Origin of the sequence: Priestia sp. BR_2 (genome assembly GCF_041954005.1) — a bacterium.
In the GTDB taxonomy this organism is placed as follows: Bacteria; Bacillota; Bacilli; order Paenibacillales; family Paenibacillaceae; genus Paenibacillus_AQ; species Paenibacillus_AQ lautus_A.
This window is the reverse complement of sequence record NZ_JAVFHM010000312.1, coordinates 55,362-81,553: the sequence shown is the minus strand read 5'-3', so window position 1 is coordinate 81,553 and position 26,192 is coordinate 55,362. Positions and strand designations below refer to the sequence as shown.

At 52.6% G+C, this 26,192-nt stretch carries 24 protein-coding genes; 19 read left to right on the top strand and 5 right to left on the bottom strand.

The genetic code is table 11. From position 1 onward, the window contains the following. Positions 1–30: 30 nt before the first annotated feature. The 3 genes from RB298_RS27005 to RB298_RS26995 form a co-directional block, all read right to left on the bottom strand. Positions 31–342 (bottom strand): YtpI family protein, encoded by a 312-nt coding sequence (locus RB298_RS27005; RefSeq protein ID WP_009595071.1) that lies wholly within the window; start codon positions 340–342, stop codon positions 31–33. Positions 343–490: 148 nt separating this feature from the next. Beyond that, a complete protein-coding gene (locus RB298_RS27000; protein WP_009595061.1) occupies positions 491–994 on the bottom strand; it encodes a sporulation membrane protein YtrI in 504 nt (167 codons plus the stop codon). 3 nt (positions 995–997) lie between these two features. Next, positions 998–1,324 carry a YtrH family sporulation protein gene (locus tag RB298_RS26995; RefSeq protein ID WP_009595060.1) on the bottom strand — a complete coding sequence of 109 codons (327 nt, stop codon included), beginning with the start codon at positions 1,322–1,324 and terminating at the stop codon, positions 998–1,000. A gap of 178 nt (positions 1,325–1,502) precedes the next feature. Here RB298_RS26995 and RB298_RS26990 point away from each other — a divergent pair, with 178 nt between their 5' ends. From RB298_RS26990 to RB298_RS26955, 8 genes are all read left to right on the top strand, one after another. Beyond that, positions 1,503–5,228: a DNA polymerase III subunit alpha gene (locus RB298_RS26990; RefSeq protein WP_486049420.1), complete on the top strand. Its 3,726-nt coding sequence runs from the start codon at positions 1,503–1,505 to the stop codon at positions 5,226–5,228. 146 nt (positions 5,229–5,374) lie between these two features. Further along, complete coding sequence (locus RB298_RS26985; protein ID WP_036673757.1) at positions 5,375–5,869, top strand: phosphatidylglycerophosphatase A family protein; 495 nt, start codon at positions 5,375–5,377, stop codon at positions 5,867–5,869. Positions 5,870–6,025: 156 nt separating this feature from the next. Next, a complete protein-coding gene (locus tag RB298_RS26980) occupies positions 6,026–6,214 on the top strand; it encodes a hypothetical protein (RefSeq protein ID WP_006212044.1) in 189 nt (62 codons plus the stop codon). Between the two features lie 92 nt (positions 6,215–6,306). Beyond that, the gene (gene accD / locus RB298_RS26975) at positions 6,307–7,200 is read left to right on the top strand and encodes an acetyl-CoA carboxylase, carboxyltransferase subunit beta (protein WP_009595062.1); all 894 of its coding nucleotides are present in this window, start codon (positions 6,307–6,309) and stop codon (positions 7,198–7,200) included. Continuing rightward, positions 7,200–8,183: an acetyl-CoA carboxylase carboxyltransferase subunit alpha gene (locus RB298_RS26970; protein WP_009595072.1), complete on the top strand. Its 984-nt coding sequence runs from the start codon at positions 7,200–7,202 to the stop codon at positions 8,181–8,183. The genes accD and RB298_RS26970 overlap by 1 nt, the downstream gene beginning before the upstream one ends. Positions 8,184–8,302: 119 nt before the next feature. Next, positions 8,303–9,730: a pyruvate kinase gene (gene pyk / locus RB298_RS26965; protein ID WP_009595064.1), complete on the top strand. Its 1,428-nt coding sequence runs from the start codon at positions 8,303–8,305 to the stop codon at positions 9,728–9,730. Between the two features lie 106 nt (positions 9,731–9,836). Continuing rightward, positions 9,837–10,346, top strand: coding sequence for an acyl-CoA thioesterase (locus RB298_RS26960; protein ID WP_036659790.1), 510 nt, complete (start codon positions 9,837–9,839; stop codon positions 10,344–10,346). Between the two features lie 4 nt (positions 10,347–10,350). Continuing rightward, positions 10,351–10,743 carry an FxsA family protein gene (locus RB298_RS26955; RefSeq protein WP_096776312.1) on the top strand — a complete coding sequence of 131 codons (393 nt, stop codon included), beginning with the start codon at positions 10,351–10,353 and terminating at the stop codon, positions 10,741–10,743. Positions 10,744–10,884: 141 nt separating this feature from the next. On the opposite strand, the gene ytvI is transcribed toward RB298_RS26955, so the two are convergent. Next, a complete protein-coding gene (gene ytvI / locus RB298_RS26950) occupies positions 10,885–12,003 on the bottom strand; it encodes a sporulation integral membrane protein YtvI (protein ID WP_015736985.1) in 1,119 nt (372 codons plus the stop codon). A gap of 379 nt (positions 12,004–12,382) precedes the next feature. Here ytvI and citZ point away from each other — a divergent pair, with 379 nt between their 5' ends. The 5 genes from citZ (at position 12,383) to RB298_RS26925 (ending at position 17,622) form a co-directional block, all read left to right on the top strand. After that, entirely contained in the window at positions 12,383–13,495 is a 1,113-nt protein-coding gene (citZ, locus tag RB298_RS26945) for a citrate synthase (protein WP_009595070.1), read from the top strand. A 146-nt stretch (positions 13,496–13,641) separates the two neighbouring features. Beyond that, positions 13,642–14,934, top strand: coding sequence for an NADP-dependent isocitrate dehydrogenase (gene icd, locus RB298_RS26940; protein WP_009595069.1), 1,293 nt, complete (start codon positions 13,642–13,644; stop codon positions 14,932–14,934). A gap of 14 nt (positions 14,935–14,948) precedes the next feature. Beyond that, positions 14,949–15,890, top strand: a complete 942-nt coding sequence (gene mdh / locus RB298_RS26935) for a malate dehydrogenase (RefSeq protein WP_015736984.1) — start codon at positions 14,949–14,951, stop codon at positions 15,888–15,890. Between the two features lie 153 nt (positions 15,891–16,043). Then, positions 16,044–16,469, top strand: coding sequence for a hypothetical protein (locus RB298_RS26930; protein WP_009595065.1), 426 nt, complete (start codon positions 16,044–16,046; stop codon positions 16,467–16,469). Between the two features lie 286 nt (positions 16,470–16,755). Beyond that, the gene (locus tag RB298_RS26925) at positions 16,756–17,622 is read left to right on the top strand and encodes an SDR family oxidoreductase (protein WP_015736983.1); all 867 of its coding nucleotides are present in this window, start codon (positions 16,756–16,758) and stop codon (positions 17,620–17,622) included. A gap of 130 nt (positions 17,623–17,752) precedes the next feature. On the opposite strand, the gene RB298_RS26920 is transcribed toward RB298_RS26925, so the two are convergent. Beyond that, a complete protein-coding gene (locus tag RB298_RS26920; RefSeq protein ID WP_036673584.1) occupies positions 17,753–18,127 on the bottom strand; it encodes a hypothetical protein in 375 nt (124 codons plus the stop codon). Between the two features lie 217 nt (positions 18,128–18,344). On the opposite strand from RB298_RS26920, the gene RB298_RS26915 reads away from it, so the two are divergent. The 6 genes from RB298_RS26915 (at position 18,345) to RB298_RS26890 (ending at position 26,167) form a co-directional block, all read left to right on the top strand. After that, positions 18,345–19,898 (top strand): fumarate hydratase, encoded by a 1,554-nt coding sequence (locus RB298_RS26915; protein ID WP_486049414.1) that lies wholly within the window; start codon positions 18,345–18,347, stop codon positions 19,896–19,898. Positions 19,899–20,060: 162 nt separating this feature from the next. After that, positions 20,061–21,032: a bile acid:sodium symporter family protein gene (locus RB298_RS26910; RefSeq protein WP_096776309.1), complete on the top strand. Its 972-nt coding sequence runs from the start codon at positions 20,061–20,063 to the stop codon at positions 21,030–21,032. 25 nt (positions 21,033–21,057) lie between these two features. Continuing rightward, positions 21,058–22,875 carry a two-component system histidine kinase PnpS gene (pnpS, locus tag RB298_RS26905; RefSeq protein ID WP_192570845.1) on the top strand — a complete coding sequence of 606 codons (1,818 nt, stop codon included), beginning with the start codon at positions 21,058–21,060 and terminating at the stop codon, positions 22,873–22,875. Between the two features lie 70 nt (positions 22,876–22,945). Then, positions 22,946–23,677 carry a response regulator transcription factor gene (locus RB298_RS26900; protein ID WP_015736978.1) on the top strand — a complete coding sequence of 244 codons (732 nt, stop codon included), beginning with the start codon at positions 22,946–22,948 and terminating at the stop codon, positions 23,675–23,677. A gap of 177 nt (positions 23,678–23,854) precedes the next feature. Next, a complete protein-coding gene (locus tag RB298_RS26895) occupies positions 23,855–25,033 on the top strand; it encodes a methyl-accepting chemotaxis protein (RefSeq protein WP_486049411.1) in 1,179 nt (392 codons plus the stop codon). Between the two features lie 129 nt (positions 25,034–25,162). Continuing rightward, positions 25,163–26,167 carry a PstS family phosphate ABC transporter substrate-binding protein gene (locus RB298_RS26890; RefSeq protein WP_009594622.1) on the top strand — a complete coding sequence of 335 codons (1,005 nt, stop codon included), beginning with the start codon at positions 25,163–25,165 and terminating at the stop codon, positions 26,165–26,167. The last annotated feature ends 25 nt before the right edge of the window (positions 26,168–26,192 follow it).

Genomic DNA, 26,192 nt, shown 5'->3' with positions numbered 1-26,192 from the left:
GCGGGATGCCTTTTTTCAACTTAGCTTCATTCAGCCGGCCGTCCGCGAATTCTTCAGTCTGCTGTAATAGGTGCGGCTTCGAATGCCGGCAAATATATTGAACGCGCCAAGCACCAAAAACGCTGCTTCTACAATGACAGCGGGCGTGGAGCCGCTGAACAGGAACATGCACACCAGCGAAAGGGAAACCAGCATAATGCCCATGCAGAGGTTCATCATGGACATATGGATTCCGCGGTCGACCGGATCCGCTACTCGCCGTGCGCGAATGCTATACAGCGCGGCAGCTACGACGGACAGGACAAGGATAATGTACAGGATATAGTGGATGACGGTTATCATGGAATGGAAGGCTCCTTTATATTCGGTAACATGCTCGCGATGTGGCTGAAAGTGTATGTTCATGTGCTGCTTCGTGATCAAAAGATGACTTTTTGAACAACCTCTAAAAGCATGTTAGATTCGATCATTTACAATAGTATGTATTGTATCATGATCCCGTTGACTTTGCATCCAGATGATCGACGCCGACCCAGATTTGCAGCACGCCTTCCATGACGAGCATGGTCTTGATCTGGACCTTGTAATCTTTTTCCCGGACCGTATAGATTTTGTCGCTGAGGAGCGAACGGGTCAGCTTGCTGTCCGTATCGATATCAAACACGTTGCGGCCCCGAAGGGCAGCCAGATCGTCGCTCATAAGCCTGACGAGCTCTTTGATGATGACGGGATCAAGAGGCTCCCTGTCGTTTTGTTCGCTGCGGATCTTGATTTCCTTGATGACCGTGGATTGTTTATTGTATTTTTTTAACGAATCGATATCTTTTTCATACTGCGTTATTTTGAGCTGCTGTTCCTGATTCGTTTCCCATAATTTATTGTAGGCTGCATGATAAACCGAATTGTAGAGGATGCTGCCGACGACCATCCCCAGCACGAAGATGGATGCGACCTGATAGAAGGGGCGGAATCGGTGGGCCGGAGGTACGCGCATGGATCAGCTCCGGCTGGAGCACACCCATTTGACCAGCTCGCTGCCCATATGTGCTCCAAGAAATGCAAAACCCAGATATAAAACCTGCTTGATGGCAGGGGACAGATTGCCGACTACCATGTTGCTTTCAATGACCCGCATCGGATCAATGGTGCCTCCGATGGCGGCGGCAAGCGCCCATATCTTAATCCGGTCGGCCACTTCTATCATGGTCAGGGTCGGGGGCTGCAGGGACAGCACGGCGCCCACGCCTCCCACCATGGCCCCCCCCAGCACGATGCCGAAGGCTATAAAAAAATCCAGGATCGCTTTGGATAAAAAAACGCTCATGCCCTCATGTCTCCTTTCTTCTCTCGGTGGATGTCAAGGCAACCGCCTGTCCACGTATTCCCTAGTTTCATTCTATGGGCGGGCCTAGCGGGATTATGATAAAATGGTATAAAGACTTTTTCAGATATTTCTGGATGGATTTCAAATATACATGTACCGGCGAAAGGAAGGCGTTACGATGAGCTCTTTCGTGCATTTGCACGTGCATAGTGAATACAGTTTGCTCGATGGAGCGGCACGTATCGGTGACCTGGTGCGGGAAGCGGCGGCGCTTGGCATGAAATCGCTGGCGCTGACGGATCATGGCGTGATGTATGGTGCCGTTCCGTTCTATAAAGCCTGCCTGGCGCAGGGCATCAAACCGATTATCGGCTGCGAGGCCTATATCACGGCAGGCTCCCGCAAGGAGCGGGGAAGCCGCAAGGACCAGCCGATCTATCATTTGATTTTGCTTGCCAAGAATGAGACCGGCTATCGCAATTTAATGAAGCTGTGCTCGATCGGGCATTTGGAGGGGTATCATTACAGACCCCGAATCGACATGGAGGCGCTGGCCGCCCATCATGAAGGCATCATATGCCTCAGCGCCTGCTTGGGAGGCGAGGTTCCCCAGCATCTGCTTCATGGACGCGAGGCGGAAGCGAAAGCTGCCGCGCTTCGTTACCAGGCAATTTTTGGAGAGGATTATTACCTGGAGCTGCAGGATCACGGAATTCCGGAGCAGAAGCGCGTGAATCCCCAGCTGATTCAGCTGAGTCGCGAGACCGGCATTCCGCTGGTAGCGACCAACGATGTGCATTATTTGACCGAGAGCGATGCCGAGGTTCAGGACGTCCTGATCTGCATCGGCACGGGAAAGACGGTCGAAGATGAAGACAGGCTGCAGATTCAGACGAATCAGCTTTATTTGAAGAGCGGCAGCGACATGGAGCGTCTGTATCCCCATGTGCCTGAGGCTATATTGAATACGGCTAAGATTGCGGACCAGTGCCATTTGGAGCTGGAGTTCGGCAAATCCATTTTGCCGGAATACAGCTCGCTTCCCGATGGGAAGAATGCTGCGGAATATCTGCGGGATCTCTGCCTGAGCGGATTGCGGGAACGCTACGAAGAAACGGAACGGTGGCAGGATGAAGTGCAACGCAGCGAGCTGGAGCAGCGCCTTGATTATGAGCTCGGCGTTATCGAGAGCATGGGCTTCAGCGATTATTTCCTGATCGTATGGGATTTCATCGCCTATGCCCACCGGAAAGGCATCGCGGTCGGACCCGGAAGGGGTTCCTCGGCAGGAAGCCTAGTGGCTTATACCCTGCAGATTACCAATGTGGATCCGATGAAATACAAGCTGTTGTTTGAGCGCTTCCTGAATCCGGAACGGATCACGATGCCGGATATCGATATCGATTTCAGCGATGAGCGCCGGGACGAGGTCATCGATTACGTGGTGGACAAATACGGGAAAGAGCATGTGGCCCAGATCATTACGTTCGGTACGATGGCCGCAAGGGCAGCCGTCCGCGACGTCGGGCGTGCGCTGAATGTGCCGTTCGGGGATGTGGACAAGGCGGCCAAGCTGATCCCTAACCACCTGGGCATCAGCATTGAAAGAGCGATGGAGCAAAGCCCGCAGCTGAAGGAGCAGTACGAAACAAAGCCGAAGATACGCGAGCTGATCGACATGGCGATGAAGGTCGAGGGCATGCCGCGCCATGCATCGACGCATGCGGCCGGCATCGTCATTTCCAGGGAGCCCTTGACGGATGCGGTGCCGCTGCAGGAAGGCAGCGAGAAGACGGCGCTGACGCAGTATTCCATGGAGAATTTGGAGAGCGTGGGGCTCCTCAAGATGGATTTTTTGGGCCTGCGGACGCTGTCGATCATTGAGCGTACGCTGAAATGGATTCAAGAATTGACCGGCAGTAAGCTTGATTTCGAACAAGTGCCGGATGACGACCAAACGACTTACGAAATGCTGGGCCGAGGGGAGACCGCGGGCGTATTTCAGCTCGAATCCGCCGGGATACGGCGGGTGCTAAAGGATCTGAAACCTTCGGTGTTTGAGGATATCGTATCGGTGAATGCCCTGTACCGCCCGGGTCCCATGGAATTTATTCCGAAGTTCATTCAGGCCAAGCACGGCCGGATCGAGCCGGAATACCCCCATCCGGACCTGATCCCGATTCTGGGCGATACGTACGGCATTATCGTTTACCAGGAGCAGATTATGCAGATCGCTTCGACAATGGCGGGCTTCTCGCTCGGGGAAGCGGATCTGTTGCGCAGAGCGGTATCGAAGAAGAAACGCGAGGTGCTGGACCGCGAGCGCAGCCACTTCGTTTCAGGGAGCCTGAAGCTGGGCTATACCGAGGATGAGGCCAACCGCGTGTACGACATGATCGTCCGGTTTGCCAACTACGGATTCCCGCGCGCGCATGCTGCCGCTTACGGCGTGCTGGCCTTCCAGACGGCTTATCTTAAGGCGCACTATCCGGTTCAGTTCATGGCTTCCATGCTGACAGCCGTCATGGGCAGCCATCGGAAGGTAGCCGAATACGTGCTGGAGGCGCGGCGCATCGATATCGAGGTCATGCCGCCGGACGTCAACGAAAGCGGGACGTATTTTACGCCGGTCATGAGCCGTTCTGCTGCCGAGGGCAGCGATAAACAGGCCGATTCTCCGGCCGGTGGCGGGATCCGATTCGGGCTTGCCGCCATCAAGAACGTCGGCACGCAAGCGGTGGAGAATATCGTCGAGATCCGGCGCGATAAGCCGTTTGAAAGCCTGCTTGATTTCTGCCGCCGCGTCGACCTCCGCGTATGCAACAAGCGCGTGATCGAGTCCCTGATCCAGGCGGGCGCCTTCGATTCCTTGCAGGGGCACCGCTCCCAGCTGGTCGCCATGCTGGACGAAACGGTGGAAGCGGCCGTGAAGTGGAGAAAGGAGCGGGATGACCTTCAGATTCAGCTCTTCGACTTCGTGGAAACCGCGAATTGGGACATTGAATATCCGGACATCCCGCCTTATACCGCAAGTCAGCAGCTCGAATTCGAACGCGAGCTGCTGGGCATGTATTTGTCCGGTCATCCGCTGGACGGCTTTGAAGAGACGCTGACGGAGTCCGGAGCGGATCGGCTCATGGATCTGCATGAAGCGGAGGATGAGTCGATGGCTACGGTTGCCGGCATGGTGGTCTCGCTGAAGACCATTACGACGAAACAGGGAAAAGCGATGGCCTTCATGGAGTGCGAGGATCAAATCGAGCGCTGCGAGGTCGTTCTCTTTCCGGAAGTGTGGAAGCGCAGCGCGCATCTGATTGAAAAAGGCGCCCTGCTCGCGATCCGGGCGAAGGTCCAGCTGCAGGACGAAGGCTTCAAGCTGCTGGCCGAAGAAATCGCTCCGCTTGAAGCGCAGACCCTGGGCCAGCTCGTTCGGCGGGGCAAGGTCCGGGGAACGCAGGGCGGCAGAGGCAGGGCCGAGGGAGCAGGCCGGAGCGCCGCGTCGGGCGCAACCGGCAAGCAGGCGGCTTCGGCCGGCGAACCAAAGGCCGTTCTGAATGCGGCGCAGCCGCTTGCCGCCACGAAAGGCCAAGACCTGCCTCCGCTCGGAAAGGAAGTTTCGGGCATGAACCGAACGTCCGGGAAGGAATCTCGAGCAGGCGCATCGAATCCTAAAGCAGAGCAGCGCGTGTTTGTAAAAATAACGGCCGATGCGGAGCGATCGGAGATGCTGGTCAAGCTGAAAGAGCTTCTGCAGCGGCATCCGGGGCCTGTCGCAACGGTGTTGTTTTATGAACGAAGCCAGAAGGTGCTTGCGCTCAGCGATGCCTATCGGATCGAGCCTTCGCAAGAGCTCATTGCCGAAATGGAGAGCATGCTGGGCAATGACACCGTTAAAGTGAAGTGACATGAAAATTTAAGAACGTTTCCCATCCCTCCCGCATACAATTAGGACACTACAGGAATGTTGGCCGAGTATTCGCCTGAAGAAAGCACTTCACGGCGATGACCGTAGTGACAGAGCAACGGCCAAAGACGCGGGGGGGATTTGTGGTGTCAATGGACTTGGCAGAGAGCATGCTCAGCCGCAGAGGAGTCAGCGTAAACTCCATCGCGGATATTGTGTTGAAGCTTCAACAGCGCTACCATCCGACGCTAACCATCGAGCAGTGCGAGGAAAGCGTGCGGGCCGTGCTCGGGAAGCGCGAAGTGCAGTATACCCTGTATACGGGCATTGCGCTGGATGAGCTGGCGGAGAAGAAACTGCTGCCGGAGCCGCTGCAATCAATTATGGAGCAGGACGAACCGTTGTACGGTGTGGATGAGACCATGGCGCTCGGTGTCACGAGCATATACGGCATGATTGGACTGACCAGCTTCGGCTACCTGGATAAAGAAAAAATTGGCGTGATTGAGATATTAAATGAAAAAACGGACGGGATTCATGTGTTTCTGGATGATCTCGTTGCAGGCATTGCCGCCGCCGCTTCCTCGCGAATCGCGCATAACAATCCCGATGCGGCCCATTATACCGCGGGATCTGACTGATTTGCGCGAGTGTTGTCGAATCGCTGCATAAGGGTACGGATTTGGCTTTCAGCCCCCTGCTCTCTTTGTTGAGGTAAAAACTGAAGTATGTTATCATTATCCATTATATCGGCTCAGGATATGCCTGTGGGACGAGATTAGGGGGATCTGAAAGGCATGTGGACGGTTATCTATATTGCGCCAACTGCAAAGGTGGCGGAAATGATCAAGACCAGGCTAACGGAAGAAGGGTTTTTGGTTCAAAGCCGTCCTGTGAATCTTTCCAAACAGCAGTTTGAGATTTTGGTACCCTCCGGAGAGCTTGAGGAAGTACAGGAAGTGTTGAATTCGATATTGCACCCCTAGTTTCATCTGGGTTACATAGCGAAGCTTAGCGTACGGATCGGCGATGTGCTATTGCGGCGGCCATTCAAATTTACGGCTGGAGAGGTGTAGTTGTGTTTAAAGACTTGTTTCAGAAAAAAAGAAAATACGCAACGATCCCATCGGAACGACTTGGGACGGCAGGGCAGCCTCAGGAAGGCGAACGCCCGAAACGGGAAATTCCGGAAGGTCTGATGAATAAGTGTGCCAAGTGCGGCACCATTCAATACAGCAAAGAGCTTGAGAAGAATCTGAAGGTGTGTCAGGAGTGCGGGCATCATATGCGCCTGAACGCGGTTGAGCGGATTGCCATGACGCTGGATGAGACAGGCTTTGAAGAGTTTGACGCGGAGATGATCTCGGTGGACCCGCTCAAGTTTCCGGGATATGCGGCCAAGCTGGAGCAGCAGAAGATGAAATCCGGACTGCATGATGCGGTGATTACCGGCCAAGGCTCCATTCTGGGCCAGCCCGTTGTGGTGGCCGTGATGAGTTTTGACTTCTTCACGGGAAGCATGGGCTCCGTCGTTGGGGAAAAAATCACCCGTGCGATCGAGTTTGCGACGGACAAGCGTTTACCGCTCATTATTTTCTCCACTTCCGGCGGCGCCCGGATGCAGGAGAGCATTCTCAGTTTGATGCAGATGGCCAAAACAAGCGCGGCCCTGTCCAGGTTCAATGAACTCGGCGGGCTCTACATTTCAGTGATCACGGATCCGACGACCGGCGGCGTGTCCGCCAGCTTCGCGACGCTTGGCGATATCAACATCGCAGAGCCGGGAGCCGTATTCGGCTTTGCGGGCCGTATCGTTATTGAACAGACCATTCGCCAGAAGCTGCCGGACGATTTCCAGACAGCGGAGTTCAATTTGGCGCATGGTCAGCTTGACATGGTTATTCATCGGAAAGATATGCGCTCCATGCTTGGTAAGCTGCTGGAGATGCATACCGTGAAAGGGGGATTCTGATGTCAGGCGAATTGCCTTTTGAAATGCCACTTGCCGAAATGCGCAAGAAGATAGATGAACTGAAACAATTCGGACAGGAAAAAGGGATCGATTTCACGGATGAAATCGCCCGCCTGGAAGAACGATATAGTCGTTTGGAGGAAGAAATTTATTCCTCGATCTCGCCTTCCCAGAAAATGCATCTGGCCCGTCATCAGCAGCGGCCGACGTCGCTTGATCTGATCCAGCTGATCTTTACGGATTTCATCGAGCTGCATGGAGACCGTCTCTACGGGGACGACCTTGCCGTCGTCGGCGGCTTGGCCAAACTTGACGGCGTTCCGGTCACGGTGGTCGGCCAGCAGCGCGGCAAAGACACGAAGGACAACATCGCCCGTTTCTTCGGAAGTCCGCATCCGGAAGGCTTCCGAAAAGCCCTGCGGCTTATGCAGCAGGCGAACAAGTTCAAGCGTCCCATTATCACGTTTATTGATACAAAAGGCGCATATCCGGGTAATACAGCAGAAGAAAGAGGTCAGTCCGAGGCGATCGCCCGCAATTTGCGGGAGATGTCGTCTCTTGGGGTGCCTGTTGTTTGTGTGGTCATCGGCGAAGGTGGAAGCGGCGGTGCTCTTGCGATGGCTGTAGGCAATCGCGTGCTGATGCTGGAGCACGCCATCTATTCCGCCATCTCGCCGAACGGCGCGGCATCCATTCTATGGAAGGATGCGTCCAAGGCGGACCAGGCCGCGGAAGCGATGAAGATCACCGCCAAGGACCTGCTTGAAATGGAAGTCATCGAGGAGATCATTCCTGAGCCTAAGGGCGGTGCGCACCGTAACTACGAGGAGACGGCCGCTGCCATTCGGAGCGCCCTGATCAGCCAGCTGAAGGAGCTGTCCGTGATGGACGCCTGCGAGCTGAAGGAAGACCGGTACCGCAAATTCCGCAAGATCGGCGAATTCGACTTTGCGAAGGCGGAACCGGAAGACGTTATCCTCTAAAAGTCTGATGAGTATGTGACGATATGACAAAGTTCCTATACAAATGAGACTTTTTGTAGTAGATTTAGTTGTTGGAAAAAGAGATATAGAGAACCCTTTAATAAACGGAGGAAACCCAAATGCGCAAAACAAAAATTGTATGTACCATCGGTCCTTCCAGTGAATCGTTGGAAAACACCAAGAAGCTCATTATGGCCGGCATGAACGTGGCTCGTCTGAACTTCTCCCACGGCGACTTCGAGGAGCATGGCAACCGGATCAAGAACATCCGCCAAGCTTGCGAAGAGTTGAACAAAACGGTAGCGATCCTGCTTGATACCAAAGGACCGGAGATCCGTACAGGCAAACTTGAAGTGGAACCGATTGAGCTTGTACAAGATGAATATATCACCCTTACTACCGAGGAAATCCTTGGTGATAAGAATCGTTTGTCCATTACTTATAAAGAGTTGCCTCAAGACGTTCAAGTCGGATCGACGATCCTGATCGACGACGGTCTGATCGGTCTGACCGTGGTGGAGATTCAAGGCACCGAAATCAGATGCCGCATCGTTAATGGCGGAACCATTAAGAGCAAAAAAGGTGTTAACGTGCCGGGAGTCGCGATTTCCCTCCCAGGTATTACGGAAAAAGACGCCAACGATATCATTTTCGGGATCGAGCAGGGCATCGATTTTATTGCCGCTTCCTTCGTTCGTAAAGCAAGTGACGTGCTGGAAATTCGCGAATTGCTGAAGAAACACAATGGCGAGCACATCCAAATTATCTCCAAAATCGAGAACCAGCAGGGCGTTGACAATCTGGATGAAATTCTGGAAGTATCCGACGGCTTGATGGTAGCCCGTGGCGACCTCGGCGTTGAAATTCCGGCTGAGGAAGTTCCGTTGGTTCAAAAACGCATGATCGAAAAATGTAACCTGGCCGGCAAACCGGTCATTACGGCTACGCAAATGCTGGATTCCATGCAGCGTAACCCGCGTCCTACCCGTGCGGAAGCAAGTGACGTTGCCAACGCGATTTTCGACGGAACCGATGCCATCATGCTCTCCGGCGAAACGGCTGCAGGTAAATACCCGGTGGAATCCGTATTGACGATGTCCCGCATCGCGGAAAAAGCCGAATCCGCACTGAACTATCGTGAATTGTTCTTGAAGCAGCGCATTGCACAAGAAACCAGCGTAACCGAAGCGATCAGCCAATCGGTTGCGATTTCGGCACTCGACCTGAATGCCAAAGCGATCATTTCGTCTACCGAATCTGGTCAAACAGCTCGCATGGTATCCAAATACCGTCCACAGGCTCCTATCGTCGCCGTAACGACTCAAGAAAGAACGCTGAGACGTTTGGCACTGACTTGGGGCGTAACGCCGGTTAAAGGCGAGCAGGCTTCTTCTACGGACGAGATGTTTGATTATGCGCTGCAAGGCGGCGTGAAATCCGGACTCGTGAAAGAAGGCGACCTTGTTGTGATTACGGCGGGCGTGCCGCTGGGACGTTCCGGTTCCACGAACCTGCTGAAAGTGGACCAAATTCCACAGCAGAAGTAGATTCATCATCAAGAATCCGCTGGATTCTGAATATAGCTGCATATAAGCAATGGACGACGTTTCTTGTCGGCCATTGCTTTTTGCATACATGAGGGGGAAGAAGACGTTGGCTAGTCCATCCGTACCGACGCGAAGCCGCTGGTTCTGGACATCCTTTCGGGTGCGTTACCAGGAAAGCGATCAAATGGGTGTCGTGTATCATGCGAACTATTTAAACTGGTTTGAGATCGGGCGTACCGAAATGATCCGTGAAATGGGATTTACGTATCGGGGAATGGAAGAAGAAGGCGTCCTGCTCCCTGTAGTGGATCTAGACATCAAGTACCGCCGGCCGGCGCGATATGATGATCTCGTGACAATATTTACAAGAATGACTGCTTTCTCCCCGCTGCGAATACACTATGAATACGAGGTCCGTCTGCTGAGTGAGCAGGAGCAGGCGGATTTGGGAGCGAGGGGTTGGCATACCGAGTCCGAGCTCCCTGGTGCCTTGTTAACGGCAGGAGCGACCCGGCATGTATGGCTGAACCGGGAGTGGAAGCCGGCCCGACTGGATAAATGCGCGCCAAAGCTGTATGATGCATTGAAGGATACCCTTTTGGGGAGGAAGGAGTAGCTTCATGTTCAAATGGATGCTGGCAGCGATTATTTTTGTGCCTACTATTGAGATATTCGGCTTTCAGTTTGTTGCGGACCGCGTAGGCGGCATGAATACATTGCTTTTGACACTGCTGACCTCTGCCGTCGGCGTGGCCATGATGAGATTCGAAGGCCGCAAAGCGATGGAAGACGCCAAGCAGAGAATGAATACAGGCATGGTACCGGGTGCTTCCATGGCGGACGGCCTATGCATATTTGCGGGTGGAGTACTTCTCATTCTGCCGGGCTTTGTAACTGACATGATCGGCTTTACGTTGATATTTCCGTTGACCCGCCCGCTGTATCGGATTTTGCTGTTGAAATGGATGAAGAAAAATATGAAAAACGGCAAGATTACGATCTTTCGCAGATAATACAAGCAGACATTACCATAAGACCGGTCCCGCAAGGGGCCGGTCTATTTTATGCAAGGGAGCAGCCTATTTCAATCTTTCCAAATACGATGTTCACATTAGCCCAATGATAAGATAAATCAAGCCGTCTCTTAACGCGGGCTACCTGAACCTGCCCCCGATAATGTAATTCCTCAGGTCCTTGAACACATGGGCCCGATGAAAAGCGTCCAGGATGACAAGCGACACGGGACCGATGATCAGTCCCAAAATCCCGAACAGCTTAAGCCCGACGAACATGCCCAGCAGGGCGGCAAGCGGATCCAGCCCGACGCTGCTGGCCAGCACCTTGGGCTCCATGATCTGACGGACGACCAGAATGATGCTGTACAGGACCGTCAGCCCGATGCCGAGTGTCAGGTCGTCGGACATAAAAGCATACAGCGACCACGGAATCAGGACGATGCCCACACCCAGGTACGGGAGTAGATCCACCAAGCCGATCAGAAGCCCGATGGAGAAGGCGGAATCCACGCCGAGCGCATAGAGCGTGATCGTGACGATGACGGCCGTAATGGATATGAGAATCAGCTGGGCTCTGGCAAATCCGAACAGCGCTTTTTTCAGATCCGAGAAGATATAGTTCATCGGTTTACGAATGACGTCGGGCAGGAGACGGAGCAGCGCGCGGTTATGACGTTCCCAGCTGTTGCTGAGAAAGAACGTGGACAGCAGCACGACAATGAAAATCGTCCCCAAATTCGGCAAATAATAAATAATTTGCAGGATACCGTTAAAAATACCGGTAACGAGGTCGGTCACGGCCGTGCCGATCGTCTGCGTCGTACGGGTGATGTTTTGGTTGATGGTATCGTGATAATTCGGGTTGTTCTGATAGAAACGGCTGATCTCATTGACGATATTCTGGAAGCTCTCATTCTGCGTCCAGGCCGTCAGCCATTCCACCCAGGCGTCAATGTGGAGATTAAAGGACTGGGACAGGGCAATCAGTTCCTTGACCAGCCTGCTGACGGCCGCGGTGAGAATCAACAGGGCTGCGCCGAAATACAGGAGCAGGGACAACGTGACGGCGATCCAGCGCGGCATTCTCAGACTCCGCTGGAGCAGGTTAACGCAAGGGTTCATCGCATAGGCGATGATCCAGGCCAGAAGGAAGGGATAAAGCAGCGGCAGCAGTACATATATCAAATAGGCGATCACGAAGATGGAAGACAGCACCCACACTCCCCGGCCCAAACGTTTAAGCATCAATCGTTCCAATGAATCACACTCCTTTGCAGCTGACTTGGAGGGACGAGCAGAAAGGCTCATTCTATACGTATGCAGGGAGTTTCAATATAAGGATAAAGAGTTCAAAAATGGTCGTCTTCATGATTCGACAATGAGAATTATCACAGGTATAATGGAATTGTAAGTGATTTCAAAAAAATGTTTATGGTATCGATAAAACAATTTGATGCGGCGAATGTCGCTGCTCATGTTCACATATCAGACAAAATCCAGTATGATATGAGAAGGTTTGCGACTAGGACCATAGCAATTTTTTTGCGCGTTTTTCTTTTTCATCTGACTTCATGAAAATGTTTTCATGATTGTCAAAATAGTTCAGTTTATCCCGATCATAAAGGAGAGATGTTGCATGACAGCTACCAAGGGTTTGGAAGGCATTGTAGCTACCACCTCCGCGATTAGTTCGATCGTCGATGGCGTTCTGACTTACCGTGGATATGATATTGACGATCTCGCAGAACATGCAAGTTTTGAAGAAGTAGCCTACCTGCTCTGGTTCGGAAAGCTTCCGAATGTAGAAGAGTTAAAGGCGCTTCAACAAGATTTGAGCAACTATGCCGCCATTCCGGATGAGCTTATCCAGCAGATCAAACTGTATCCGAAGGACGGCAATACGATGGCTGCGCTTCGTTCGGCTGTATCCGCGCTCGCTCTGTACGACGCCGAAGGCGACGATATGAGCCGTGAAGCGAACGAGAAGAAAGCGGTTAAACTTCAAGCTCAGCTTCCGACGATCATCGCTGCCATTGCCCGCGTTCGCCAGGGCAAAGAGCCGGTGGCTCCGAAAGCAGGCGCCTCCATCGCGGAAAACTTCCTGTATATGCTCAGAGGCGAGGATCCTGACCAGACTTCCATTAAGGCACTGGATCAGGCGCTCGTATTGCACGCGGACCACGAGCTTAACGCATCCACGTTTGCGGCCCGCGTGACCGTAGCCACGCTGTCCGACATTTATTCCGGTGTTACTTCCGCCATTGGCGCGCTGAAAGGCCCTCTGCACGGCGGTGCGAACGAAGCCGTCATGAAGATGCTGAACGAAGTCGGTTCGATTGATCGGGCTCAGGCGTACATTCAAGAGAAGCTGGACAACCGTGAAAAAATTATGGGCTTTGGACACCGCGTATACAAAAACGGCGATCCGCGCGCGAAACATCTCCAAAAAATGTCCCGCGAGCTTGGCGAAATGAAAGGCGATACCACGCTGTACGATATGTCGGTGCTGATCGACGAAACGGTTACCAACCAAAAAGGCCTGAAGCCGAACGTCGATTTCTATTCCGCCTCCGTCTATACGCAGCTTGGCATTGAGCACGAATTGTTCACGCCGATTTTCGCGATCAGCCGCGTATCCGGATGGACCGCGCATATTCTTGAGCAGTATGAAGGCAACCGTATTATCCGCCCGCGCGCAGAGTATACGGGGATGACCGATCAAAAATATGTGCCGATAGAACTTCGCTAAGTGGCTAGCAATCATGTACAATAGGCTAGAGGACCGCTTAAACGCGAGTGAATCGCGGGTGGCGGATTTCTCTATGCCTATTGCACACAGTATCGCATTGAAATGGCTAGAGAAAAGAACCATATTCGAAGGAGGAACTCATACTCATGAAATTGGAAAAATTCGCATTGCCGACTGAAGGCGAGAAAATCACGATTGATAACGGAACCCTGCAGGTGCCTAACAACCCTGTTATTCCTTTTATTGAAGGCGACGGCACAGGCCGTGACATCTGGAAAGCTTCCAAGCGCGTCCTGGATGCAGCTGTAGAAAAAGCGTACAACGGTTCCAAGAAAATTGCCTGGTATGAAGTATTTGCCGGTGAGAAGGCATACAATACATACGGTGAGTGGCTCCCGAACGATACGCTTGAAGCGATTCGCGAGTACATCGTTGCAATTAAAGGACCTCTTACAACGCCAATCGGCGGCGGTATCCGTTCCCTGAACGTTGCCCTTCGCCAAGAGCTGGATCTGTATACCTGCTTGCGTCCTGTCCGTTATTTCAACGGCGTACCGTCTCCGGTAAAACGTCCTGAGCTGGTCGACATGGTTATTTTCCGCGAGAACACGGAAGACATCTATGCAGGCATCGAATACAAAGAAGGCTCCGACGAAGTGAAGAAAGTGATCAAGTTCCTTCAAGACGAAATGGGAGCAAACAAAATCCGCTTCCCGGAAACTTCCGGTATCGGCATCAAACCGGTGTCCTCCGAAGGTTCCAAGCGTCTTGTACGCGCAGCGGTTGAATATGCGATCAAGCATGGCCGCAAATCCGTAACGCTCGTTCACAAAGGCAACATCATGAAATTTACGGAAGGTGCCTTCAAAAACTGGGGTTACGAAGTGGCTGAAGCCGAATTCGGCGATAAAGTGTTCACTTGGGCCCAGTACGATATCATCAAGGACAAGGACGGCGTAGATGCAGCTAACGCTGCTCAAAAAGCGGCTGAAGAAGCCGGCAAAATCATCGTTAAGGATGCGATTGCCGACATCGCGCTGCAGCAGGTGCTGACTCGCCCAACCGACTTTGACGTCATTGCGACATTGAACCTGAACGGCGACTACCTGTCTGACGCTCTGGCTGCGCAAGTTGGCGGTATCGGTATCGCTCCGGGCGCTAACATCAACTACGTAACAGGACATGCGATTTTCGAAGCGACTCATGGTACAGCTCCGAAATATGCAGACAAGGACGTAGTTAACCCTGGTTCCGTAATCCTCTCCGGCGTTATGCTGCTTGAGCACCTCGGATGGCAGGAAGCGGCTGACCTGATCTACAAAGGCATGGAAACGTCCATCAACAACAAAACCGTGACTTACGACTTCGCCCGCCTGATGGAAGGCGCTACTGAAGTGAAATGCTCCGAGTTCGCAGACGAAATCATTAAAAACCTGTAAGGAGGAGATTCATCGTGGCAATTACTCGTAAAAAGATTACGGTAGTAGGTGCTGGCTTCACAGGTGCGACTACCGCCCTGATGCTGGCTCAAAAAGAACTGGGTGATGTGGTGCTGCTGGATATCCCGCAGCTCGAGAACCCTACCAAAGGTAAAGCGCTGGATATGCTCGAAGCAAGTCCCGTCCAGGGATTTGACAGCAACATAGTCGGTACATCCAACTATGAAGATGCAGCTGATTCCGATATCGTAATCATTACAGCAGGCGTAGCCCGCAAGCCGGGCATGAGCCGCGATGACCTCGTCAACACCAATGCAGGAATCGTGAAGTCCGTATGCGAGAACGTGAAGACTCATGCACCGAACTCCACGGTCATCATCCTGAGCAACCCGGTGGATGCCATGACCTATGTGGCGTACAACACGCTCGGATTTCCCAAGAACCGCGTCATCGGTCAATCCGGCGTATTGGATACGGCACGCTATTGCACCTTTATCGCGCAAGAGCTGAACGTATCCGTTGAGGATGTCCGCGGTTTCGTTCTGGGCGGCCATGGCGATGACATGGTTCCTCTCGTTCGTTACTCCAGTGTGGGCGGCATTCCGATCGACACGCTGATTCCGGCTGAACGCATTGAAGCGATCGTGCAGCGCACCCGGGTCGGCGGCGGCGAAATCGTCAATTTGCTGGGGAACGGCAGCGCCTACTACGCGCCTGCTGCTTCCTTGGTCCAAATGACGGAAGCGATTCTGAAGGACAAGAAACGGATTATTCCGGTTATTGCCCTTCTGGAAGGCGAGTACGGTTATGACAACCTGTTCATGGGCGTGCCGGCCATTCTCGGCGGAGACGGCATCGAGCGCATTTTCGAGCTTGAGCTGACCGCCGAAGAGAAGGCGGCGCTGGATAAGTCGGCGGAATCCGTGCGCAACGTGACTTCGGTCGTGAACCTGTAATTTGAATCAGGATTCACAAAATCGTCTAATAATGCAATCCCGTCCCGTGATTCGGGGCGGGATTGCTTTTCTTTGGATGATCTGTCCAGTATAATAGGAGACGATGAATTCGATGTAACATAAATCACACTAACGACTTTGGAGGAATAGTTTATGTGGAACGTGACATTTTTTCTGCATATGGTCGGTACGGCGGCGCTAGGGTTTTACTTGATCCTGCCGTTTGTTGTCGGCGGTATTCAGAAGCTGTCTCTGGGCGCTCAAGAAGGAGCCGTGAATACGATTCGGGTTGCGAACCGTTTTGCGCAGTACGGCTTGGTCATTCAGCTGTTGACTGGCGGATACATGATGTCCCAGGGCGAGTATTCGGTTCCTTGGATGATCATTGTAACGGTGTTGCTGCTGGCGATGTTTGCGATTGGAGGCATTATGAGCAAGCCGCTCAAGAATGCGCTTGCAGGCATCCGCGAGAAGCGTGAAGTGAAGGAAGAAACAAGCAAGCTCGGCACGCTTAGCGCATTGCTCGCCTTGCTGCTTCTGGTTATGATCTTCTTCATGGTATTCAATCATATCATCTAAGAACAGCTACATACGAAGAGAAGCCGTCCGTTGATTCGGGCGGTTTTTTTGATATTACAGCAATTAGATATTCCGGGGGTTACCGCAAAACGGCGGACTGGACTTTGAGCGCAAGGCCCCGTCAAGAGGGGGATTTTGTTACGGGAAAAGCACCGTGCTTACGTTTGATCCCGTTCATTATGGGTAAAAACAATAGCGAAGGGCTTTTTATGAGAATAAGAAGCCGCGTCGAACGCATCCTATGAGAGGTAGTTTGAGATACTGACCTGAAAGGAGAAATGTTCATATGCCACAAGATCAACAGAAGCAGACATTGCCGCCCCAGCATCAGGATCACAGACCCGGAACCGAATCGGAGATGCACCCGAAGCCGGAGTTTGAAAGTAACGAGTACAAAGCAGCCGGTAAGCTAAAAGGAAAGGTAGCGCTGATTACCGGGGGCGACAGCGGGATCGGCCGTGCGGTTGCGGTCTACTATGCCAAGGAGGGCGCGGATGTATCCATTGTGTACCTGAACGAGCACAAGGATGCGGAAGAGACCAAGCGACAGGTAGAGCAGGAAGGGCGTAAATGCCTGCTGATCGCCGGCGACGTCGGCGACGATGCGTTTTGCCGCGATGCAGTCACCGAAACCGTAGAGAAGCTTGGGAAGCTCGATATTCTTGTCAACAACGCAGCCGAACAGCATCCGCAGAAGAAGATCGAGGACATTACAAAAGAACAATTGGAGCGGACATTCCGCACGAATATTTTCGGGATGTTCTATTTGACGCAGGCGGCGATGCCGCATCTGTCCAAGGGAAGCTCCATTATTAACACGACCTCCATCACGGCTTACCGGGGAAGCCCGCAGCTGCTGGATTATGCATCAACCAAGGGTGCCATCGTGGCCTTTACGCGTTCCTTGTCGATGAACGTGGTCGGTCAAGGAATCCGGGTAAATGCCGTTGCGCCGGGACCCATCTGGACGCCGCTGATTCCTTCGACGTTCCCGGCGGATCAGGTAGCCGAGTTTGGGGCGACCCAGCCGATGAAACGTCCGGGTCAACCGGAAGAATTGGCTCCTGCTTATGTATATCTGGCATCAACGGACTCCTCCTACGTGAGCGGTCAAGTGATTCATGTGAACGGCGGCGAAGTGATTAACGGTTAAAGCGTTGATTCCTTTTGCGCCTAGTAAACATACTCGATGACAGAATAGAGCGGACATCATGGGCTTCAGCCCGGATGTCCGCTCTTTTATCATGGGAGAGGGTTAGGTGAGATTACAGGCATACGGAGAATCAGATGGTTCTAAACCCGTTTGGAAGCCGTCCGGTATCGCGGATCGCCCGGATTTGAGCCAGCGTCAAACGGCGGTTCGAACTAATAATGGACTCTGGCTCTTCACCGCCGATGATATCGTCAAGATCGCCGATGTTGGTGCTGCCGCGGAATACTCTGAATCTGCCCCTGAAATTCGGCTCCGAGAACAGGACCAGGGTTGCGTTAGCGTTGGGGGAGAAGAATCTTAAGCTTTCAATGTCGCCAAAAGCTCTCTCGAGATTCCGGATCCCTACATTTCCACGCACCACAAATCGCCGTCCTCTGTAAAACTCATTTCTGAACAGGGCAAGTCTTGGAAAAACAACCTGGGAGACTGTAACTTTTCTCATCATAGCAATCACCTCCTTTCCTTAACCAATATATGAGAGATTCATAGATTGGTATGGTCATTATGACCGGCAATTCAACACATTTTCTCGTCTCTTTCATTTTTTCAAGTAAACCCTTTCATGTGCGGAATGATATGATATGATAACAATATTGGCAGTTTATAATGATTCTTTTTTGCTATGAGGATTGGGTCATGAAAGAGAGGAGTTTACTGACGCTATGAAGTTATTTGAAGAGAGCATGTATCGACTGATTGTAGAAACCTCCACGAATTTGCCCGGAGACGTGCGAAGAGCAGTCAACCGTGGACGAGCGTCCGAGGATGCGGCAACGCGAGCGGGGCTGGCACTGGCAACGATCGCTCAAAATATCGAGATGGCCGAGCAGGAAGTATCGCCGATCTGCCAGGATACGGGCATGCCGACGTTTATCGTGCATACACCCGTGGGTGCGAATCACATCGAAATGAAGAAGGCGATCTATGCGGCGGTGGTTCGCGCCACGAAGGATGGCAAGCTGCGTCCCAACTCGGTGGATTCGTTGACAGGCGCCAACAGCGGGGATAATCTCGGACCTGGTTCGCCCGTCATCCATTTCGAGCAATGGGAGCAGGATAAGGTGGACGTCCGTCTCATCCTGAAAGGGGGCGGCTGCGAGAACAAAAACATCCAGTACAGCCTTCCCGCAGAGCTTGAAGGATTGGGAAAAGCGGGACGTGACCTGGACGGAATCCGCAAGTGCATCATGCATGCCGTGTATCAAGCCCAGGGGCAGGGCTGCAGCGCCGGATTTATCGGCGTAGGTATCGGAGGCGACCGCACGACCGGATACGAGCTTGCGAAGCATCAGCTGTTCCGGCATGTGGAGGATGTGAATCCGAATGAGGATCTGGCGAAGCTCGAAGATTACATATTGGAAAATGCAAACAAGCTGGGGATCGGCACGATGGGCTTTGGCGGAGAAGTCACGCTGCTCGGCTGCAAGGTCGGTGCGATGAACCGCTTGCCGGCAAGCTTTTTTGTATCGGTGGCCTATAACTGCTGGGCGTTCCGCCGTCAGGGCGTACGGATTGAGCCGGAAACCGGGGAGATCGCGGATTGGCTGTATGAAGCCGGCAGCGAGGTGCAGATGAATGCAAACTCCGAAACGGCAGCGTCCCGAGTCGAAGAATCAGCGCCAAGTGATTCCCAAGGACGTGAAGTAGTGCTTCATACGCCGATCAGCGAGGAGCAGATCCGTTCCCTGCGCGTCGGGGATGTGGTGGTGATCCGAGGCGAGATGCATACCGGACGGGATGCGCTTCATAAATACCTGATGGATCACGATGCCCCTCTCGATCTGAACGGAGCCGTGATTTATCACTGCGGTCCGGTTATGATGCAGGATGAAGAGGGATGGCATGTCAAGGCGGCAGGCCCGACGACCAGCATTCGGGAAGAACCGTACCAAGGCGATATTTTGAAAAAATTCGGCATTCGCGCGGTTATCGGAAAAGGCGGCATGGGGCCGAAGACGCTTCAAGCCTTGCAGGAGCATGGCGGCGTGTATCTGAATGCCATCGGCGGGGCTGCCCAGTATTATGCGAGATGCATCAAAAAAGTAAACGGCGTGGATTTCATGGAGTTCGGCATTCCGGAAGCGATGTGGCATTTGGAGGTCGACGGCTTTGCCGCCATCGTTACCATGGATTCGCACGGAAACAGTCTGCATGCCGATGTGAGCAAGGATTCCGCACAGAAGCTGGCGATGTTTAAAGAGCCGGTGTTCTCCTGATTCAAATCACGATGAGTAAGCATCGATTGGCCATCACGTGCCGGTCGGTGCTTTTTTGTTGAGCGCAAGCAGGGAGCCTTATTTCGAATTTTCGTTGCGGTTCGGATCGCCCCGGTTTATGATGAAAGTCAAATACGTCAATTCAGTCATAGGAGGAAACTGTTGAGAAGTTTTGGACTGGCCTTTGCATCTTGGTTTGAAAAGTACACCTTTCTCTTGATTCCCGGGTCGCTGGTGCTAGGCTGGCTGCTCTCGGACGTGCTGCTGGACCTTGTTCACTGGATTCCTTATCTATTCGGTTATATTACGCTGGTCATGGCGCTTGGCTGCGGCATCCGCCATCTGCAAGGGGTGCTGAAACGCCCGTTTGCCGTCATGCTGACGCTGTTTCTCGCCCATGCGGCCGCACCGGTGCTCGCCTATGGATTGGGCTCGGCCGTATTCGGCGCGGACTCGGACTATACGATAGGCTTGCTGCTGTTCGCGATCATTCCGCTCGGGATATCCTCGGTGATGTGGGTCGGAAGCTCCGGCGGCAGCGTTCCGTTCATCTTGGCGGTGGTGGTGCTGGACACCATACTCAGTCCCTTGGTCGTGCCGGCTCTGATGGATATGTTTATCGGAGATGCACTGGTTGCATGGAATGCGTCCGCGCTGATACTTGATTTGCTGACTATGGTGGTATTGCCCACTCTGATCGGGGTGATGCTGTATGAGGTATCCAAAGGACGGATCAAGGAGTGGTCGGCTCCCGTGACGCAGCCGATATCGAAGCTGTTTTTCATGCTTGTGGTGATGCTGAACGCGGCTGCTATCGCTCCCCATGCCGCAGGCATGAAGGAGGAAATGCTGGTGGTCATCCCGGTTGTCGTTGCCCTGATCGTGATCTGTTATTTACTCGGCTACTTTGGTTCCTATGCGATGCCGGGACGGACACAGGACATGCAAATTACATTTACCTACGCGTCCGGCATGAGGAATATATCCCTCGGGATGGTGCTTGCGACATCGTATTTTTCGCCCCAGGCGTCCATTCCGGTCGTGCTGGGCATTATGTTTCAACAGCCGGCCGCAACGGTCATTCACGCACTGTTCCACCGAAGACGGACACGGGCGATAAGTTATCCCAAATGATCATGAAGCAGAAAGAGGAGAGACCATGAAGCAGTATCGCAACCGTTTGACTCTGATTATGCTTACTTTAATCGGGTTATCCATGCTTGCGGCAGGCCTGGCTATGGTGACGGTGTTCAAACAGTCCCATATTCAGCTGCTGGAGGATAATATGGTCCGGGAGATTCGGCTCCTGCAGACCATGATGGAGTTCCCGGATACGGACGGCGCGGAAGCCGTTTCGTATTATACCGACAGGTCCTTGCAGCTGGAGGAGCTGTCCGATGCGAGAGTGACGTTCATACTGAAGGACGGCAGGGTGATCGGGGATTCGGAAAGCGACCCGTTGACCATGGATAATCATGCTTATCGCGAGGAGATGCTTCAAGCGGTCAAAGAAGGCCGCGGGAGTACCATTCGCCGCAGCGATACGCTTCAGCAGGATATGCTGTATGTCGCTCTCCCGGTCAAGGCCGGGGAGAATTTCGATGGATTCGTTCGGTTGTCCGTCAGCCTGAAGGAAGTCGATCAGGGAGTCAAGCAAGGCTGGACCGTCATGGGGATCGGCCTGCTGGTGTTATTTCTGATTGCTGCCTTGGTGAGCTACCGCGTCGCTCAAGGGTTGACGTCGCCGCTTGAGAAGATTACGCGCGTAGCTAGACGGATCTCGCGTCTGGAATACGATGCGAGAGTGAAGATTCACCGTAAGGACGAGATCGGTCAATTGGCGCAAGCCATCAATGGAATGGCAGACAGCCTTCAAACCCAGCTGCGGACGATACGGGATAACGAAGACTTGCTGCAGAGCGTCCTCAACAATATGACAGGGGGCATCGTCTTGGTTAGCGGAGCCGGCCAAATCATCCTTGTAAACCGGGCCGCTGAGAAAATGCTCGGCATTAACGCCGAGGTGATTACCGGGAAATCGTACCGCGAGCTGAAGCAGCATTATGAATTGACCAAACTGATGGAGGAAGGCCTTGGAAGCCAAGCGGACTTCCATGAGGAACGCAACGTTTATTATCCGGTGGAATCGATTATCCGCATTGACGGAGTGACGATGATGCAAGAGGAAGAGCAGGAGCCTTATCGGCGCGGCATGCTCTTCCTGCTGCAGGACGTTAGCGATATCCGCAGGCTCGAACGCATGCGAAGCGAATTCGTTGCCAATGTGTCTCATGAGCTGAAGACCCCGCTGGCTGCGGTGAAAGGGTTTGCCGAAACGCTGCTCGGCGGCGGAGTTACCGACGAGAAGACGTCACGTTCCTTCCTCCAGATCATCTATGACGAATCCGAACGGCTGAACCGTCTGATCGGTGACATTCTGGAGCTGTCCAAGATCGAATCGAAGCGGATTCAGATGGATTACTCGCCGATTCATCTGTCGGCGTTCTTCGATACGATATCCGAAATGATGCGCACGGTAGCGGAGAAGAAGCGGATCGGCCTGGAGCTCGACGTTCCGGAGGAGCTGTTTATGGAAGGCGATGAGGATAAGCTTCGCCAGATATTTATGAATCTTCTTTCGAATGCCATCAGTTACACGCAGGAAGGCGGACGAGTAAAATTAACGGCGCGTGAAAAGCATAATAACGGGAGTGCCGATGATTTCGTGGAATTCGTGGTCAAGGATTCCGGGATTGGCATTCCGAAGAAGGATCTACCCCGCATTTTTGAACGATTTTACCGGGTGGATAAAGCGCGTTCGCGCGGATCCGGCGGAACGGGGCTCGGCCTATCGATCGTTAAGCATCTGGTGGATCTTCACCACGGAACCATCAAGGTGGAAAGCGAGCTGGGCATCGGAAGCTCCTTCATCATCGAGCTTCCGATCCTGCAGGAAACCCACGATACAGGGAGTTAACACTCCGTTAACATTCTGTTGATATACTTGCATGAGCAGTCCAATTAACAAGATAAGGGCGGGGGTACCATTGACGCAACGCATGCTTGTCATCGAAGATGAGCCGACACTTTCGCGGCTGTTGTCTTACAATTTGACGCAGGAAGGCTTTCAAGTCGAAGTAGAGGAACACGGTACGGCAGGTTACGAGAAAGCGTCACAACATGAATACGATTTGATCCTGCTGGATGTTATGCTGCCTGGCATGAACGGCTTTCAGATCTTAGAGAAACTACGCAGTAACGGAATTACGACGCCGATCATCATTTTGACCGCGAAGAACGCCGAAGAGGAAGTTGTTCAAGGTTTGAAGATGGGGGCGGATGACTATATTACCAAGCCGTTTGGCGTGTCCGAGCTGCTGGCTCGCGTATCGGCCGTCATGCGCCGGGTGTCCGGCCATGCCGACGAGGTAAAGACGACGGACAATCAAGGCAACGTCATTTCGCTTGGACAGCTGGAAATCTATCCTGAGAAATACGAGGTGCGGCTTGGCGGTCAGAGCATTAATCTCCGTCCGAAAGAATTCGAGGTGCTTCTCTATCTGGCCAAGAAACCGGGCGTGGTGTTAACAAGGGACGATCTGATGAACGTGGTCTGGGGCTTCGATTATATCGGCGGACAGCGAACCGTCGACGTTCACGTGAGCTCCCTGCGCAAGAAGCTTGAACTTGATCCTGAGTCCGTACACATCGACTCCATCCGCGGAGTTGGTTATAAACTTGTGGTAAATCCCATTAAAGGCTCCCATCATTCGATTTGAAATGATGCGGAGTATTTTTTTTGGGTCTTTGGGCAGGACCTAAGCATGTCCAATGTCTCATATTCTTGCCAACATCCCTCCTTCGTTTACACTCCCTTAATCATTCCGGAATATTCCCATAACACTTGTCCGTTAAGATGCGTCTAAAGGACCAGATCAATCAAGGGGTGAGGGCGCATGACACTGCTTCAATGCCAACCGAATCAGACAGAGAGAACCGAAGCGGAAGTAGAGGCGGCAATGGATGGCCAATCAGCAAGCAAACCTGAAGCAGGCGCATTATATCGGCAGTACATAAGAAAGGTCCCTATTATCCGAAAATCCGAAACCTGCCTCGACGTGCTGAATGTTTTTACGAAGGATCAGCATATCCCTTGCGTTATTTATTGCGATGAGGCAGACAGGCCGTCGGGGCTGATCATGCGGGATGTTTTTTACCGGCGAATGATGGGCCGGTTTGCCGTTGACCTGTATTATTCCAGGCCGGCCTTCCAGTTTGGGGACCATCAACCGATGAAGGTCGATGTGACCGAGAAGGTAGGAACACTGCTGCAATTGGCCCTGCAGCGCCCGGATTCGAAATTTTATGATTGCGTCCTGATGACGGAGGCTGACCGCCTGCTGGGCGTGCTTACCGTACGGGATCTAATGAGTCTGTCAAGCGGTCTCCAAACGGAAGCGGAAGAGAAACGGGAGCTGATTCTTCAGGAAAGCTTCCGTCATACCGGGAACATCCAATCCTCGTTGACCGAGGTTCGAGCGGCGGCAGCCAGAACGAATGCGGAATGTATACGGATGAGGGAATGGTCCCAGACGGGTAAGAAGAAGCTTGACCATGTCCGAACCTCTTATCTTGGCCTTGTGGAGGATATGACGAAGCGTGAAGGGCAGGCCGCCGAGCTCGCTGCGGATGCCAGCCGCATTTCCTCGATAACCGGCATGATTACCGAGCTGGCCAATCAAAGCAGTTTGCTGGCAATGAATGCTTCGATTGAAGCTGCGCATGCCGGAGAGCATGGGCGGGGATTTCAAGTGGTCGCGGCAGAGGTGCAGTCGCTGGCCAAACAAACGCGTAAGCTGTCAGGGGATATCGCCCAGCTGCTGGAGCACATCCAGCGGCTGGCGGGAGATACAGCCGTTGGCGCCGTATCTTCGCTGAAGGAAATCCAGTCCTGTGAGGGGTATGTAACGGAAGGCGCCGATATGTTTAACGAAATGGAGACCGCCGTCGAGAAGGTTCAGAAGTCGGGGAATCAGGTTTATCAACTGGCGGAGGAAACCGTTAGGCGCGTGGAGCGGGTGAAGGATGAGCTCGCAGGATTAAACGGATCGTTAGAAGAAAAGCCGAGCCTATGAATCTAGTTTTATCAAAATATTTTACACTGCGTTTACATTTCTCAGAAACTGTTATTACATTACGGGATTATTATCAATATTGTAAGTAGGAAGTTAGAGACAACAACCATTTTGAAGGAGTGGATTCGTTTGTTTAAAAGAAGGGGTCGTAAACCAGCAGGTATTCTCGTACTGGTATTGATGCTGAGCACGCTTTTGGCGGCATGCGGCGGAGGAACAACTTCCGGCGGTGCTTCCGGAGAAAATACAGACAACGGTTCAGCACAGCAAAATGAAGGAAGTACAACAACAGCTTTGTCGGGAACGATTGAAATTGACGGTTCCAGTACATTGCATCCATTGACCGAAGCCATTGCCGAAGAGTTCGGCGCAGCTAACCCGGATGTCCGCATTCCGATCGGAACAGGCGGAACAGGTGGCGGTTTCAAACGCTTTAACAATGGAGAGATTCCAATCTCCAATGCATCCCGTCCAATTAAAGACAGTGAAGCTGAAGAAGCAAAATCCAAGGGCATTTCCTATCATGAGGTTCTGGTAGCTTATGACGGACTATCCGTTGTTGTTAACCCGAGCAATGAATTCGTAGATAAATTGACAGTAGATGAGCTGAAGAAAATTTACGAGCCGAACAGCACCGTAAAAACATGGGCTGACGTTCGCGAAGGATGGCCGGCTGAGGAAATCAAAATTTACTCTCCTGGTACAGACCACGGTACATTCGACTACTTCACAGAAGCGATTAACGGTGAAGCACAAGCAAGCAGAAACGACAGCCAAATCACGTTCAGTGCCGATACCAACGCAGTCGTACAAGGAGTTGCTGGCGACAAAAACTCCATCGGATACTTCGGATTCTCCTTCTATGAAGAGAACCAAGACAAGTTGAAGCTGGTTCCGATCGATAACGGTACAGCTACCGTAGCTCCAAGCATGGAAACGATCAAGGATAACAGTTATGCTCCATTGTCCCGTCCGCTGCTGCTCTACGTAAACGATAAAGAGCTTGAGCGCCCGGAAGTGAGTGCATTCATGACCTTCTACCTTGATAATGCCGCTAGTCTTGCTGGCGAAGTCGGTTTCGTACCGCTTCAAGACGAACAGTATCAAGAAGAAAAAGACAAGTTGGCAAAATAATAAAGATTTCATGCCCGAAGGGGAT

Coding starts and splice junctions, on each gene's coding strand:
- RB298_RS27005 (WP_009595071.1), bottom strand. CDS start 342: ATGATAACCGTCATCCACTATATCCTGTACATTATCCTTGTCCTGTCC.
- RB298_RS27000 (WP_009595061.1), bottom strand. CDS start 994: ATGCGCGTACCTCCGGCCCACCGATTCCGCCCCTTCTATCAGGTCGCA.
- RB298_RS26995 (WP_009595060.1), bottom strand. CDS start 1,324: ATGAGCGTTTTTTTATCCAAAGCGATCCTGGATTTTTTTATAGCCTTC.
- RB298_RS26990 (WP_486049420.1), top strand. CDS start 1,503: ATGAGCTCTTTCGTGCATTTGCACGTGCATAGTGAATACAGTTTGCTC.
- RB298_RS26980 (WP_006212044.1), top strand. CDS start 6,026: ATGTGGACGGTTATCTATATTGCGCCAACTGCAAAGGTGGCGGAAATG.
- RB298_RS26970 (WP_009595072.1), top strand. CDS start 7,200: ATGTCAGGCGAATTGCCTTTTGAAATGCCACTTGCCGAAATGCGCAAG.
- pyk (WP_009595064.1), top strand. CDS start 8,303: ATGCGCAAAACAAAAATTGTATGTACCATCGGTCCTTCCAGTGAATCG.
- RB298_RS26955 (WP_096776312.1), top strand. CDS start 10,351: ATGTTCAAATGGATGCTGGCAGCGATTATTTTTGTGCCTACTATTGAG.
- citZ (WP_009595070.1), top strand. CDS start 12,383: ATGACAGCTACCAAGGGTTTGGAAGGCATTGTAGCTACCACCTCCGCG.
- icd (WP_009595069.1), top strand. CDS start 13,642: ATGAAATTGGAAAAATTCGCATTGCCGACTGAAGGCGAGAAAATCACG.
- RB298_RS26930 (WP_009595065.1), top strand. CDS start 16,044: ATGTGGAACGTGACATTTTTTCTGCATATGGTCGGTACGGCGGCGCTA.
- RB298_RS26925 (WP_015736983.1), top strand. CDS start 16,756: ATGCCACAAGATCAACAGAAGCAGACATTGCCGCCCCAGCATCAGGAT.
- RB298_RS26920 (WP_036673584.1), bottom strand. CDS start 18,127: ATGATGAGAAAAGTTACAGTCTCCCAGGTTGTTTTTCCAAGACTTGCC.
- RB298_RS26915 (WP_486049414.1), top strand. CDS start 18,345: ATGAAGTTATTTGAAGAGAGCATGTATCGACTGATTGTAGAAACCTCC.
- pnpS (WP_192570845.1), top strand. CDS start 21,058: ATGAAGCAGTATCGCAACCGTTTGACTCTGATTATGCTTACTTTAATC.
- RB298_RS26895 (WP_486049411.1), top strand. CDS start 23,855: ATGACACTGCTTCAATGCCAACCGAATCAGACAGAGAGAACCGAAGCG.